The sequence below is a fragment of the Streptomyces sp. NPDC001700 genome (assembly GCF_053596435.1).
In genome coordinates this window covers 113,714-127,484 of sequence record NZ_JBSFGE010000014.1, presented here as the reverse complement: position 1 = coordinate 127,484, position 13,771 = coordinate 113,714, and the positions used below count along the sequence as shown (strand labels likewise).

Below are 13,771 nucleotides of genomic sequence, written 5' to 3'. Positions count from 1 at the left end.
GATGTGCCTTTCTCCCTGTGCGGCTGGCGATCGTGAAGATTTATCACGAGAGCAACACTGATCGGGTCAGCCGACTGTGAGGCACGCCACAGGGAGAACTGGACAAACGTTGTCACGTACAACAAAGCGAGTGATCGCGGTGATGCGATCGTTATCCGGAGTTGAGCAGTCTCTAAACGAACACTCAGTGATCAGAGAAGGGTGCTCAGAGAAGAGTCTCGATCAGCGTCTCCTGCAGCCCGCCGAGCCAGAAGTACGCCATCACCATCGGCTTGCGCGGATCGGAGTCGGGGAGCCCGAGCAGCTCGCCGCCGTCGTCATCGTCGGTGACCTCCAGACGGGTCCCGATCGCCAGCCGCAGGTCGTTGAGGGCGCCGAGCCACTGCCGGGACTTCTGCGGGGGCAGCTCCAGCACCGCCGATTCCTTGGCAGCCGCACCAGAAGAGAGCGAGTCCAGGTCGCGCACCATCGCCAGGGCGTCGTCGCGCTTGCGGGCCCGCAGGTCGTTCTCGGTGTACCGGCGGAACTCGGCCGAGGCGGCCCGCGCCTCCTTCTCCGCGTCCCCCTCCAGCTTCTGATCCGGCGCCCCGTAGGCGTCCGGGAACAGCCGGGCCAGCGCCGGGTCGCTCGGCGGCTTGGTGGGCCCCTCGGCGAACAGCGCGTCCAGCGGGTCCTCGGCCCCGGCGGGCTGGTCGCCCGGACCGATCAGCTCCGCGAGCTGCACGGCCAGGCTGCGCAGGATGGAGATCTCCACCTCGTCCAGGGCGACGGCGGCACCGCCGCCCGGCAGCGGCTCGAAACGTCCCGACATCAGCGCTCCTGCGTGAGCGTCGCCCACAGCCCGTACCCGTGCATCGCCTGCACGTCGCGCTCCATCTCCTCGCGGCTGCCACTGGAGACGATCGCGCGCCCCTTGTGATGAACGTCGAGCATCAGCTTGTGCGCCTTGTCCTTGGAGTAGCCGAAGTAGCTCTGGAACACGTACGTGACATAGCTCATGAGATTGACGGGGTCATTGTGGACCACCGTCACCCAGGGAACGTCCGGCTCAGGCACCTCCATCGGCGCCTCGCTGGATTCTGGACGTTCGATCTCCACCGGACTGACACTCACACCCCCAATGCTGCCACCCGGTAGGGCCGGTCGCCTAAACCGGCACCCAGATCTCGTCACTCTGACGAGTATGCGAGGTAACATCATCAACATGGACACTGCGGACTTGGGACTGCCGGTGGACGTGCCATCGACTGCCCTGTTCACCGACCGGTACGAACTCACCATGCTGCAGGCCGCGCTGCGGGCGGGCACCGCCGACCGCCGCTCGGTCTTCGAGGTCTTCACCCGGCGCCTGCCCGAGGGGCGGCGCTACGGCGTCGTCGCGGGCACCGGGCGGGTCCTCGACGCCGTCGAGAACTTCCGCTTCGACGGCGGCGTCCTGGACTTCCTCGCGCAGCACCGGATCGTGGACGAGCCGACGCTCGCCTGGCTCGCCGACTTCCGGTTCCGCGGCGACATCTGGGGCTACCCGGAGGGCGAGGTCTACTTCCCCGGCTCGCCGATCATGCGGGTGGAGGGCACGTTCGCCGAGGCCGTGCTGCTGGAGACGGTGATCCTCTCCATCCTCAACCACGACTCGGCGGTCGCCGCGGCCGCGTCCCGGATGTCCGTCGCCGCGGGCGGCCGTCCGCTGATCGAGATGGGCGCGCGCCGCACCCATGAGCTGGCCGCCGTGGCCGCCGCGCGGGCCGCGTACGTCGGCGGCTTCGCCACCACCTCGGACCTCGCGGCCGGATTCCGCTACAACATCCCCACCGTCGGTACCAGCGCCCACGCCTTCACCCTGCTGCACGACAACGAGCGCGACGCCTTCACCGCCCAGGTCGCCTCGCTCGGCAGCGACACCACCCTGCTGGTGGACACCTTCGACGTCGCCGAGGCGGTGCGCACCGCGGTGGAGATCGCGGGGACGGAGCTGGGCGCCGTACGGATCGACTCCGGCGATCTGCTGCTGCTCGCCCACCGGGTGCGGCAGCAGCTGGACGACCTGGGCGCCAAGGGCACGAAGATCGTGGTCACCAGCGATCTGGACGAGTACGCGATCGCCTCGCTCGCCGCGGCCCCGGTGGACGCGTACGGGGTCGGCACCCGGCTGGTGACCGGCAGCGGCCATCCGACCTGCTCGATGGTCTACAAGCTGGTCGCCCGCGCCCAGTCCGACGCGGCCGACGCGCCGCTGGTGCCGGTGGCGAAGAAGTCCATGGGCGCGAAGACCTCGATCGGCGGCCGCAAGTGGGCCGCCCGGCGCCCGGACGCGGACGGGGTGGCCGAGGCCGAGGTGATCGGCAGCGGCCCCGTCCCGGAGGCGCTGGCCGAGCACACGCTGCAGATCGAGCTGGTGCGCGGCGGCGAGATCGTGGCCCGGGAGCCGCTGGACGCGGCGCGCGACCGCCACGCGGCGGCGCGGGCGGGACTGCCCCTGTCGGCGACGCAGCTCTCGCAGGGCGATCCGGTGCTGCCGACGGAGTACTCCCAGGCGTGAGGGGTACGTCCATGACGACCATGACCGCCATGACATTGATAGCGATCACACCGATCGCGCTGCCGTTGTTCCCACTGCTGTGACCACCACGGGCCGAGCCGGAAGGCGTGCGCGATGCACCGGGCACTGATCGTCGTCGACATCCAGAACGACTTCTGTGAGGGCGGAAGCCTCGCGGTGACGGGCGGCGCCGACATCGCCGCCGCCATCACCGACTACATCGGGGAGGCGTCGCCCGGTTACCGCCACATCGTGGCCAGCCGCGACCGCCACATCGACCCGGGCGATCACTTCTCCGACCACCCGGACTACGAGCGCACCTGGCCGCCGCACTGTGTCGCGGGCACGGAGGGGGTCGGCTTCCACCCGAATTTCGCGCCCGCGGTGGCGTCGGGCGCGATCGACGCGGTCTTCGACAAGGGCGCGTACGCCGCGGCGTACAGCGGCTTCGAGGGCGTCGACGAGCACGGGACGACGCTGGCGGCGTGGCTGCGGGAGCGGGCCGTGACGGAGGTGGACGTGGCCGGGATCGCCACCGACCACTGCGTACGGGCCACCGCGCTGGACGCGCGGCGCGAGGGGTTCGTGACGCACGTGCTGCTCGGGCTGACCGTGGGCGTGGCCCCCGCCACCACCCAGCGGGCCCTGGAGGAGCTGCGGGACGCGGGCGTCCGGCTGAGCGGGCAGCCGGTGGGCTGAGAAACGGCCGAGAAGCGGCTGAGAAGCGGCTGAAAAGCGCTCCGGGGCCCGGTCGGTCGTGACCGGGCCCCGGAGCGCTTCGTACGTCCGTCAGGCGGTCGCCGCGGGCCGCAGCAGGGCGGCGATGGGGTGCCACAGCTCGCCGCCGATGTCGGGGGACGTGCGCCAGATGAGGCCGTCGGGGTGGTGGAGCACCGCCGTCACCTCGTCGGGCGTCGGTGGCGCGCTGTTGCCGCGCAGATACACGGCGCGAAGCCCCAGGTTGCGCAGCCTGGTCAGGGCGCGCGCCCGGTTCACGGCGTGGACCAGGACGCGGACGCCGCCCTCGCCCAGCGGGCGCGGCAGGGTCAGTGCCACCACCACATTGCCGCCCGGCAGCTTCGTGAATCCTCCATCAGCCATACGGTTCATGTCCCCCGTGAGACGTCGTGTCAATAAGAAGGTCTAGGTGCATCTAAACGTGAACGGCCGTCGCCCGCTAGTGGGTGACGGCCGTCACGGCTTTGACCTGCGGTTATGACGAGGGACCCACCTGGACGGTCATCGTCTGGCCGTCCGGGCGCTCCCGGAGGATCGAGATCCGGGTGTTGGTGTCAGCAACCTGGACCCCGCCGGTGGGGTTCGACTTGTCCCAGTACGTACCCTTGCGGTCGTCGAAGACCGGGACGCCCCGCTTGCCCTTGATCTTCGCGGCCTTCCCGTCCTTGTGGATCGTGAAGCCGTCGGCGCGGTACCAGCTGAAGGTCGAGTCGTACGCCTGGACGCGGTTGCGCATCAGCGTGCCGTCCGCCCACTTCTCCGGTGCGGCGTGCGCGTCGACCGGGAGGATCAGACCGGAGCCGGGGTGGACGCCGACATTGTTGTCCGGCTGCGAGGTGTCCCACTGCCAGATCAGCAGACCGTTCTGGTACGGGAAGTGCTCGACCCAGGACGGCCGGGTGGAGGCCCAGCCGAAGTTGTACGGGCCGGTCTTCAGGGTCTTGTCGTAGCTGACGTACTGGCGGTTCTCGGCGAGGTAGTACTGCGGGTAGTCCTTGGTGAAGGACTTGCCGACGCGCGAGAAGCCGTCCGCCGTCCAGCCGTTGTCGTCGCCCTCGGCGCCATCGGTGACGACGGGCTTGCCGTCCGCGGTCAGGGAGATGGCGTCGGCGGTGAAGCCCTTCTGCGCGACCCCGCTGTCCGTCTGGTAGCGGAAGCGGAGGTCGATCTTCTTGCCCGCGTAGGCGTCCAGCGGGAAGGAGAGCTTCTTGTACGCCCCGGAGACGCCGGTCAGCGCGGGCTTGTCGCCCGCGTCGCGCGGGATGGCCTTGCCGTCCGCGGTGCCGTCGACCGGCGTCCAGTTGGCGCCGCCGTCCGTGGAGACCTCGGCGTAGAGGTAGTCGAAGTTCTCCTCGATGTCCCACCAGCCCTGGAGGTCCAGGCTCGCCTTGGCCGCGCCCGTGAGGTCGACGGACCGGGTGAGGGTGTTCTTCAGGTCGTCGCCCATCCCGGACCACCACTGCTTGGCGCCCTCGGCGGGCGCGGTGATCTCGGTGGTGACGGCCTTGTCGGGGAGGCTGACGACCAGCGCCTGCTTGTTCTTGGTGTTGTACTCGGCGACCCCGAGGGTGTGCCGGGACTTCGTACCGGCCTTCGCGGTGCCGTAGTTGAGCCAGCCGAGCTGCAGCTTGTCCCAGGCGTTCATGTCGCCGGGGAGGTCGCCGATGGCGTCCTTTCCGGTGCCCAGCCAGGAGCCCGCGGACATCAACGACCAGTAGCCGACGGACGATTCGCCCTTGCCCGTGGTGTCGTACTCGTCGGGCAGGCCGAGGTCGTGGCCGTACTCATGGGCGAAGACGCCGAGGCCGCCGTTCTCCGGCTGCATGGTGTAGTCGCCGACCCAGATGCCGGTGTCGCCGATCTGGGTGCCGCCCGCCTTGTTGGCGCCGGGCCCTGTGCTGCCCGCGTCGCTGCCGTACGCGTACCAGCGGTGCGCCCAGATCGCGTTCTCGCCCTCGGCGCCGCCGCCCGCGGACTCGTCCTCACCGGCGTGCACGATCTGGAAGTGGTCGATGTAGCCGTCGGACTCGTTGAAGTTGCCGTCGCCGTCGAAGTCGTAGCGGTCCCACTGGTCGTACTGGGCCAGGTCCGCCTTGATCTGCGCGTCGGTACGGCCCGCCGCCTTCTGGTCCTTCGCCCACTGGTTGACGCCGTCGCGTATCAGGTCCCAGGCGTTGGCGCAGTTGGTGTCGCCACAGTAGTTGGAGCCGTAACGGGCCTCGTTCCAGTCGACCTTGACCCAGTCGGAGACCTCGCCGTCTACCGAGTAGCGGCCCGAGGACTGCTTCTCGTAGTACTTCTTCAGGGACTCCTTGCCCTTGGCCTTAGAGAAGTACAGGTCCTGGAAGTGCTTCCGGTTGTAGTCCTTCTGCCAGGCGGTGCTGTTGTCCTGGGCGCGGTCCGGCTCGGCGATCGTGTTGTGCGCCGGGCCCGGGGCGCCGCCGTACTTCTTCACCGGCGGCTCGGGGCCGTCGGCGCCGTCCGGGTCGTACATCGTGGTGTCGTCGACCTTGTCGCCGAACTCCACGAGCACGGTGAAGATCTTGTCGGTCTTCTCCCGGGCCAGCTCGACGTACTTGCCCTTGCCGAGCTTCACCACCTCCGACGCGCCGCGCCGGGTGGTCTCCTTGTCCCCGGATATGACCTGGCGCAGCGCGTCCTGACGCTGCGCCTCCCGCTGCTTGCTGAACGGGCCCTGCAGATCGTGCTCGACGTCCGTCTTCGCGGGCGCCGGGTCATGGCGTTCGACACGCGTAGATGGTGCGTCCGCCTGGGCGACGCCCGTTGACAGCGCGGCCGCGCCGAGCGCGGCCACCACCGTGGCGACCGCGGCCGATCTGGCCGCCCTCCGTTGGCTGTTCACTTGTTCCTCCCCTTCCACACACCGGTGCCGCACATTTGACCGGAGTGGCAGGAGAAAAGACAGTCCTTGACTTTGCATGTGACGGGTCAGTACATGACTCCGTGCGCCCCCCGTGCTCCTCCCCCGTGGGTGAGGTCACGCTTAGTCCCGCTCCCCATCGGGCATCCAGGACCGTAGAGTCATTTTGACGGCGCACATCAGCCGGACTCATACCCCCGCATATCGATGCCCCCTGAGGACGGATCCCGCCATGCCGCGTCCGACTTCTGCCCAGCTCGCCTACGGTTCGGCCACCGTCGTCCTGTCGACACTGGCCATGCTGCTGCTCTCCGAAACCCGCTCGGGGCTCGGGGTGGGCATGGTGACCGTGGCCGGTCTCGCGCTCGGGCTGCTGGTAGCCCTCACCGTGCCGGTGTCCCGTCCGTCCCGTTCCCGCCGCCCGGTGCGCGGTCACCGCCCGCTGGCCGGGTCCGCGGTGGCCGAGCCGCCGCGGGAGCACTCACTGCACGGCTGAGACCACGACCGTCTTCGCCGCCTTGTCGTGCAGGCAGCGCTGGAACGGCTTGTCCCACAGCAGTGAGACGACGTTGACCACCCAGAACAAGGTGCCGATGAGCACCGGGATCAGCAGTCCCGGCAGGGAGTAGACCGCCGCGCGCACCCAGCCCTGGCCGCCCGGAATGTTCCCGTCCGAGAGCATGGCCACGCGGATGCGCATCGCCTTCTTGCCGAGGGTCTGACCGCTGTGGGCCAGCATGGCGCCCTCGTAGCCGAAATAGACCGTCATGGTGATGAGCAGCCCGCCCATCACCTTGCCCAGGTCCTGCTCGCCCGGGTGCTCCATGCCGTACTGGAGCGCACCCGTCATGCCGAGCGCCACGGTCCAGATGGCGCCGAGCACGAGGCCGTCGATCAGCCGGGCGACGAAGCGCTGGCCGGGCGTGGCCAGCGGGGGCATCCCCGCGAGGTCGGGGTACGGGGGCGACGACAGCTGGTCGGGGCTCATGCCCCCGATTACATCAGCAGCCCTCCGCGCCGCTCGCGGCGGGCCGAGGGCTCAGGGGGTGTCCGGCGGCGTCACGGCTCGACCGAGACGACGACCGTTTTGGCCGCCTTGTCGTGCAGACACTGCCTATACGGCCGGTCCCAGGTGCACCACAAGACGTTGACCAGCCAGAAGACGGCGCCGCAGCAGGGCACGATCTCGGGCAGCGCGTATACAGCGGCGCGCACCCAGCCGGGCCCGCCCGCCGGGGTCTCGCCGGTCTCCAGGATGGCGACCCGGATCTTCATGGCCTTCTTGCCGAGGGTCTGACCGTAGCGGGTCAGCATCAGCCCCTCGTAGACGAAGTACGCCAGGACGTAGACGAGCGTGAACACGGACGAGCGGGCGTCGCTGCCGTCGCCCATCGGGTAGTAGGTGCCCAGGATCAGCGCCATGATCACGCCGATCGGGATGCCGATGATCAGCCCGTCGAGGATCCGGGCGGCGAGGCGGCGGCCGAGGTGGGCGAGCGGGGGCATGCCCGCGAGCGGGTCGTCGCCGCCGTCGTGGTCGCCGTAGGGGGAGCCGTTCGCCCGGGGCGGCGGCTGCTGCTTGGCGAACGGATCCCGGTCGCGGGGCTCGTCCCCGGATGGCGGCGGCTGGTCGGTGCTCATCCCCCGAGTCGACCGCCGATCGGGGACGACCGCATCCGGCGCGCCCCATTCGGGCGATCCGGATGCCCCCTTTGGGGCTCGCTTCGGGTCCGGATCGCCCCGGGGGCGGCTCAGTCAGCCGTCGCGACGAAGGTGCGGGCGGCCTTGTCGTGCCAGCACTGCCGCCAGGGGCGGTCGAACAGGCACCAGACCACGTTCACCACGCCGATCACCAGCACGCCCAGCACCCCGTACACCAGCCAGCGGCGCAGGGCGGAGCCGAACGACGGGGTGTCGTGCTCCTCGATGTCCAGGACCCGCACCCCGCACAGCTTCTTGCCGAGCGTACGGCCCCACAGGGACGTCGGCAGCGCCTCCAGGAGGACCCCGCCGAGCAGCAGCACGCCCAGCACGATGGCGAGATAGCCGCTGGTGGTGCCGTCGAGCAGATAGACGGTCACGGTCTCGCCGGACTGCTTGGCCGCATCCACCTTCTCGTCGATGTGGTCGGTGGCCTTCCCCCACAGCGGGAACCCGGCCGCCCCGGTGATGGCGAGCAGCACGACCATGTCGATCAGCCGGGCGGCGAAGCGGCGGCCGAGCCCGGCGGGCCGCCCCTCGGCCTGGGCGGCCGCGAGGAACGGGTTGTCGACCGGCGGCTTCCAGGGGATGACGCTCTCGGGCGGGCCCTGCTGGGACTGATGCGGCTGTTGTGGCTGCTGGGGCTGTTGCGGCTGCTGGGCGAGCTGGTGCACCTGCTGCTGCCAGCCGCCGGGGGCGCCGCCGGGGAGCGGCTGGGCCGGGATGCCGCCGTAGGGCTGCTGCGGCGGGGATTGCTGCTGCTGGGGCGGCTGCGGAGGCTGGTGCTGCTGGGCCTGGTGTTGCTGAGGCTGGTGTTGCTGGGGCTGGGGCGGCTGCTGGGGGCCTTGCGGGGCGTCGCGGTCGAGCGCACGGAACGTCATCGTGCCCTCGTCGCGGCCGGTCGGCCGCAGCGCGCGCATCGCCATCGTGCCCTCGGGCTGCTCCGGGGCGCTGGGTACGGCGGGGAGGGCGTGGGTGGCGCGATCCTTGCGGTCGCCCGTGGCTCCGGTGGTGCCCGTACCGCCCATGCCGTCCATGCCGTCGCCGCGCATGGTCAGCGTGCCCTGGTCGCGACCGCCTTCACCACGGCCACTCCCGACGCCACCGGTCTCGCCGTCCGCCGCGCCGCGCGGGTCGGGCAGCCCCGCCCGTGGGTCGTCCGGCTCCGGGGAGCCCCAGGAGATCCGGCGGTCCGGCTCACCGCCGAACCCGGCCTGGTGGGACGCGTCGGCCTGCCAGGCGGCCCCGGCGCCGGGGCGGGTGCCGTGCAGCCGCTGCGGATCGTCCCAGTCCACCGGGGCGGCCATGCCGCCGGGCGGCACCGGCTCGGTGCCCATGACGCCGCCCGGGGCGGGGTCGTGGACGGCGGAGTCCCGTACGTCCATCTCGGCACGGGCCCGCAGCTCGGGCAGGGCCCCGCCGGTCTCCGGCGCGGGCAGCGCCTGTGGGTCCTCGTCCAGGAACATCGGGCCGGTCTCGTCCGGCACCGGCGCGGTGACCTGGGTGTGGGTGACTCCGGGCGGCGCGGCGGGCATGGCCTCGCCCTCGGCCGGGGCAGGCCGACTCGTCCCGGGCACCCATGCGGCGCCGTTCCAATACCGGATGTAGTTGGGAATGGACGGATCCGGATAAAAACCAGGAATGGAGCTGCCGTCAGCGGATCCTGAGGAAGGGGCGCTCATGATCTCCGATGTCCCGTATCTGTGCTCGCCGTGCTGCTGTACTGCTGTCCTGCGCTGCCGCAGTGCAACCCGGAGCGCGATGTCAAGGTCTATCAGACGGGCCCGCGGCCCGTACCTACTGTGGCACCGCCCCGTGCCGTTTTGGCGGGCAATGGGGGAAGCCAGGACAACCGGCGTCCCGGGGCGCTAGGGGGCACCTTGCCCCCTAGAAGAGCTTTCCCGGATTGAGCAGTCCCAAGGGGTCGAAGACCTGCTTGATGCCCTTCTGCAACTCCACCCCCACCGGTCCCAGTTCGCGCGCGAGCCATTCCCGCTTCAGCACGCCCACCCCGTGCTCCCCCGTGATCGTGCCGCCGAGCGCCAGCCCCAGCGCCATGATCTCGTCGAACGATTCGCGCGCCCGCCGCGACTCGTCCTCGTCCGCGGGGTCGAAGCAGACCGTCGGATGGGTGTTGCCGTCGCCCGCGTGGGCCACGACACCGATCGTGAGGGCGTACTTCTCGGCGATGGCGGCCGTGCCGTCGATCATCTCGGCGAGGCGGGAGCGCGGTACGCACACGTCATCGATCATCGTGACGCCCTTGACCGCCTCCAGCGCGGTCAGGGTCATGCGGCGGGCCTGGAGCAGCAGATCGGACTCGGCCGCGTCCTCCGCCGGGACCACCTCGGTCGCCCCGGCGGCCGTGCACAGCGCGCCCACGGCGGCCAGGTCGCTCGCCGGGTCCGGGGTGTCGAAGGCGGCCATCAGCAGGGCCTCGGTGGACTCGGGGAGGCCCATGCCGCCCAGGGCGTTGACCGCGCGCACGCTCGTACGGTCCATCAGCTCCAGCAGCGACGGCACATGGCCGCGCTCCATGATGCGGCAGATCGCGTCGCACGCGGCCGCGGTGGAGGGGAACTCGGCGGCCAGGACGAGCTGTTCGGGCGGGGCGGGCTTGAGCGCGAGGACGGCCCGTACGACGATGCCGAGGCTCCCCTCGGAGCCGACGAAGAGGCGGGTCAGGTCGTAGCCCGCGACGCCCTTGGCGGTGCGGCGGCCGGTGGACAGCAGCCGCCCGTCGGCGAGGACGACGTCCAGGCCGAGGACGTACTCGGCGGTCACGCCGTACTTCACGCAGCACAGCCCGCCCGAGGCCGTGCCGATGTTGCCGCCGATGGTGCACTGCTCCCAGCTGCTGGGGTCCGGGGGGTAGTACAGCCCCTTCTCCAGCACCGCGCGCGACAGCGTCGCGTTGACCACGCCCGGTTCGACGACCGCGATCCGGTCGACCGGGTTGATCTCCAGGATGCGGTCCATCTTGATCAGGGACAGCACGACGCAGCCGTCGGACGCGTTGGCCGCGCCCGACAGGCCGGTGCGCGCGCCCTGGGGGACGACGGGGACACGCAGCGCCGTGGCCGTACGGCACACGTGCTGCACCTGCTCGACAGTGCGCGGGAGGACGACCACGGCGGGCGCGCCCGCGTCGCAGAAGCTCGCCATGTCGTTGGCGTACGCCGCCGTGACATCGGGGTCGGTCAGCACCGCCTCCTCGGGGAGGCCCTCCCGCAGCGACTCGATGAGGTCGGTCATACGTCCAGGCTCGCACTCGGCGGGGCGCCAGGGAAGATCGGCGCGGCGAGTGGGTTATCGCGCTCCGGTCACTGCGGCTTGTAGTAGATGCTCAGTTCGCGGGCGCCGGACGCGCCGGACGCGAAGCCCATGCACAGCCTGCGGGGGCTCGTGAGCTGGACGGCCATGCCCTCGGGCTCGCGGTAGCCGAGCGAGTATCCGGCCTCGGTGCGGGAGCGCTGGACCAGCTGGCCGGTGCGCAGATCGACGCACGAGACGTGGGCGTTGCCGTGCCCGGAGGGCGGGTTAGAGCCGTCCTCGTCGGTGTAGTTGGTGCCGGTGAGCTGGTACACGTAGTCGCCGAGCAGCGTGAAGCCCTGGAAGACCTCGCCCTCCTCGATCCCGGCCTGGGCTATGTCGTCGTACACCGGGGTGTAGTCGCCCGCGGTGACCCCGGCGAGGCTCATCAGCCGGTAGTGGACCTGGTCGCCCTGGCGGTAGCGCAGCAGCAGCCGCTTGTTGAGCATGTCGACGGCGGGCTGGTTGCTGGTCGAGCCGGGCACCGGGCGGTGGGTGGCCAGGCCGGACGAGCCGCTGTCGAGGACGGCGCCGTCCTTGAAGGCGAATCGGCTGATGGCGCGCCCGTAGCCGGAGTCGGGGTTGGCGTCCGACTCGGCCCACAGGTAGGCGGTGGTGCCGACCGGCTCACAGCCGATGGAGACGCCGTGGCCGAAGCCTCTGACGTACATGTGGCCCAGCTTGGTGCCGGTGAGGGACAGCTTCGTGACGCACATGTCGCCGCGCTTGGCCCGGTCGGCGCCGGAGACGGGGGCGGATTCGCCGCTGAGCCGGAGGCCGCCCTGCATCATCTGGATCGTGTAGAGGTGGCCGTTGGCGTCGTCGAACGCGAAGGACTGCAGCACGGTGTTGTTGTGCGGTGCCTTCTCGCGGATCAGCTGCGTGGAGGGCACCGAGAGGTCGAACCGGCCACCGGCGGCTTCAGCGGCCCCTGTTTCGGCCTGAGCAGCCTGCGCGGCCTCGGCTTCGGTGGGCCGTACCGCGAACGCCCCGAGCGCACCCGCGGCGGCCGCGCCACCGGCCAGGGCGAACCTGCGCCTCGTCAACCGACCCGTCTGGTACTTGTCCGTCTGCATGCGAACTCAACAACTCCCAAGAGAACACACCGTGTTGGGGTGAACAGGAAATGCCGAGAGTGTAGACGGTGCGATTCTCCAACCGAGCTGGTGTTCCATTTTTCTGGCATGAGCGGCGCATTGTGTGCTGTATCACTCCGATTCTTCCCGGTTGGGTAACCCGAATGTCGTACCGCAGGTGAATATGGGAGCGACGACGTGACGTACCCACCCGAGACGACGTCTCCCCCAGGAGGCAGCCTCACGTCTACGCGAAAGATCCCTGTATGTCAGTCGCACCTCCCGAGCCACGCCACCCCGCACCCCGCCGCCCCGCGTGGGCCGCCGCGGCGCGGGAGCGGCCCGCGCCGCGCCTGTCCGCCAGGCTGCGCGACCGGCTGCCCGCCTGGCTGGGGCCGGGCGACCGCGAGGTGCTGTGGCTGTATCTGCTGACCCGGATATCCATATGGATCACGGCCTACTGCGTCCGCTGGATGTTCCCCGGCGACGGCGGCGCGCACGAGCCCTCCCGCCTCCTCGAACCCTTCGAGCGGTGGGACTGGGGGCACTACCTCCACATAGCGCGCGACGGCTACTTCCCCGGGGAGAGCGGCCCCTGGGACAAGAAGTGGGACAGCCGGGAGGCGTTCTTCCCCGGCTTCCCGCTGCTGCTGCGCGCCCTGCACACCGTCGTCCCGAGCTGGGGCGCGACGGGGCTGCTGATCTCCTTCGTCGGCGGGGCCGTCGGGGTCGTGGCGCTCGCCCGGATCGCCCGGCTGCGTCTGCCCGGCACGGACGGCGACCGGCGCACCGTCCTGTTCTTCCTGCTCTCCCCGTGCGCGGTCTTCCTGGCCGTCGGCTACACCGAGGCGCTCTTCCTCGCGTTCGCCCTGCCCGGCTGGCTCGCCGCCCAGCGGCAGCGGTGGGCCGCCGCCGCGCTGCTGACCGCGCTGGCCACGACCGTGCGGATCAGCGGCCTCTTCCTGGCCGCCGCCATCGCCGTCCACTTCGTCCTCACCGCCGTACGCGCCCGTGGGCACTGGCGGTCGCTGCCGTGGCTGGCACTGCCCGCGCTGCCCCCGGCCTTATACGGCTGGTATCTGCACGCGCACACCGGCGACTGGATGGCCTGGAAGCACGCCCAGGAGCGCGGCTGGTCACGCACGTTCGAGACCCCGTGGAAGAGCTGGTCCCAGACCTGGGACGCGGCCTTCGACGGCGGCCAGTCCACCGGGTTCGCCGCCATGTTCCAGGCCGAGCTGGTGGCCATGGTCCTCGGGCTCGTCCTGCTGGGCGTGCTGCTGTGGCGGCGGCGGTGGGCCGAGGCCGTCTACATCGCCCTCACGCTGTGGGCGCTGGGCACCTCGTACTGGTTCATGTCCGTCCCCCGCTCCACCCTGCTGTGGTGGCCGCTGTGGATCGGGCTGGCGGGGTGGAGCGTGCGTCGGCCGCAGGTCAGGACGGTCTACCTCTGCCTTGTGGCGCCCTTGAGCACCGTCCTGACCCTCACCTTCCTGTCGGGGCGGTGGGCGGGGTGATCAGAGG

The 13,771-nt window shown here is 70.6% G+C and carries 13 protein-coding genes; 4 read left to right on the top strand and 9 right to left on the bottom strand.

The genetic code is table 11. The features are described from left to right. Window positions 1–205: 205 nt before the first annotated feature. Entirely contained in the window at window positions 206–811 is a 606-nt protein-coding gene (locus ACWC5C_RS25520) for a DUF2017 domain-containing protein (RefSeq protein ID WP_450878885.1), read from the bottom strand. Further along, window positions 811–1,122, bottom strand: coding sequence for an ATP-dependent Clp protease adapter ClpS (clpS, locus tag ACWC5C_RS25515; RefSeq protein WP_385437129.1), 312 nt, complete (start codon window positions 1,120–1,122; stop codon window positions 811–813). Before clpS ends, ACWC5C_RS25520 begins: the two co-directional genes overlap by 1 nt. 82 nt (window positions 1,123–1,204) lie before the next feature. On the opposite strand from clpS, the gene ACWC5C_RS25510 reads away from it, so the two are divergent. Continuing rightward, the gene (locus ACWC5C_RS25510) at window positions 1,205–2,539 is read left to right on the top strand and encodes a nicotinate phosphoribosyltransferase (protein ID WP_450878883.1); all 1,335 of its coding nucleotides are present in this window, start codon (window positions 1,205–1,207) and stop codon (window positions 2,537–2,539) included. 114 nt (window positions 2,540–2,653) lie between these two features. Beyond that, window positions 2,654–3,238, top strand: a complete 585-nt coding sequence (locus ACWC5C_RS25505; protein ID WP_450878881.1) for an isochorismatase family protein — start codon at window positions 2,654–2,656, stop codon at window positions 3,236–3,238. Window positions 3,239–3,328: 90 nt separating this feature from the next. Here the strand turns inward: ACWC5C_RS25505 and ACWC5C_RS25500 are convergent, their stop codons facing one another. Further along, window positions 3,329–3,640, bottom strand: a complete 312-nt coding sequence (locus ACWC5C_RS25500; RefSeq protein ID WP_450878879.1) for a hypothetical protein — start codon at window positions 3,638–3,640, stop codon at window positions 3,329–3,331. Window positions 3,641–3,752: 112 nt separating this feature from the next. Beyond that, window positions 3,753–6,140 carry an immune inhibitor A domain-containing protein gene (locus ACWC5C_RS25495; RefSeq protein WP_450878877.1) on the bottom strand — a complete coding sequence of 796 codons (2,388 nt, stop codon included), beginning with the start codon at window positions 6,138–6,140 and terminating at the stop codon, window positions 3,753–3,755. Window positions 6,141–6,390: 250 nt separating this feature from the next. Between ACWC5C_RS25495 and ACWC5C_RS25490 the strand changes: the two genes are divergently transcribed. Next, a complete protein-coding gene (locus ACWC5C_RS25490; protein WP_450878875.1) occupies window positions 6,391–6,654 on the top strand; it encodes a hypothetical protein in 264 nt (87 codons plus the stop codon). Here ACWC5C_RS25490 and ACWC5C_RS25485 read toward each other — a convergent pair. The 5 genes from ACWC5C_RS25485 to ACWC5C_RS25465 all read right to left on the bottom strand — a co-directional run bounded on the left by ACWC5C_RS25485 (window position 6,640) and on the right by ACWC5C_RS25465 (window position 12,247). Further along, the gene (locus ACWC5C_RS25485; protein WP_450878873.1) at window positions 6,640–7,146 is read right to left on the bottom strand and encodes an RDD family protein; all 507 of its coding nucleotides are present in this window, start codon (window positions 7,144–7,146) and stop codon (window positions 6,640–6,642) included. The two genes, ACWC5C_RS25490 and ACWC5C_RS25485, sit on opposite strands and share 15 nt — an antisense overlap. Before the next feature lie 71 nt (window positions 7,147–7,217). Continuing rightward, the gene (locus ACWC5C_RS25480; RefSeq protein WP_450878872.1) at window positions 7,218–7,799 is read right to left on the bottom strand and encodes an RDD family protein; all 582 of its coding nucleotides are present in this window, start codon (window positions 7,797–7,799) and stop codon (window positions 7,218–7,220) included. A gap of 110 nt (window positions 7,800–7,909) precedes the next feature. Further along, complete coding sequence (locus ACWC5C_RS25475) at window positions 7,910–9,541, bottom strand: RDD family protein (RefSeq protein WP_450878870.1); 1,632 nt, start codon at window positions 9,539–9,541, stop codon at window positions 7,910–7,912. Between the two features lie 205 nt (window positions 9,542–9,746). Continuing rightward, a complete protein-coding gene (locus tag ACWC5C_RS25470; RefSeq protein WP_450878868.1) occupies window positions 9,747–11,114 on the bottom strand; it encodes an FAD-binding oxidoreductase in 1,368 nt (455 codons plus the stop codon). Window positions 11,115–11,182: 68 nt separating this feature from the next. Then, complete coding sequence (locus ACWC5C_RS25465) at window positions 11,183–12,247, bottom strand: phage baseplate protein (protein ID WP_450878866.1); 1,065 nt, start codon at window positions 12,245–12,247, stop codon at window positions 11,183–11,185. A gap of 266 nt (window positions 12,248–12,513) precedes the next feature. Between ACWC5C_RS25465 and ACWC5C_RS25460 the strand changes: the two genes are divergently transcribed. Then, window positions 12,514–13,764 (top strand): mannosyltransferase family protein, encoded by a 1,251-nt coding sequence (locus ACWC5C_RS25460; protein WP_450878864.1) that lies wholly within the window; start codon window positions 12,514–12,516, stop codon window positions 13,762–13,764. The last annotated feature ends 7 nt before the right edge of the window (window positions 13,765–13,771 follow it).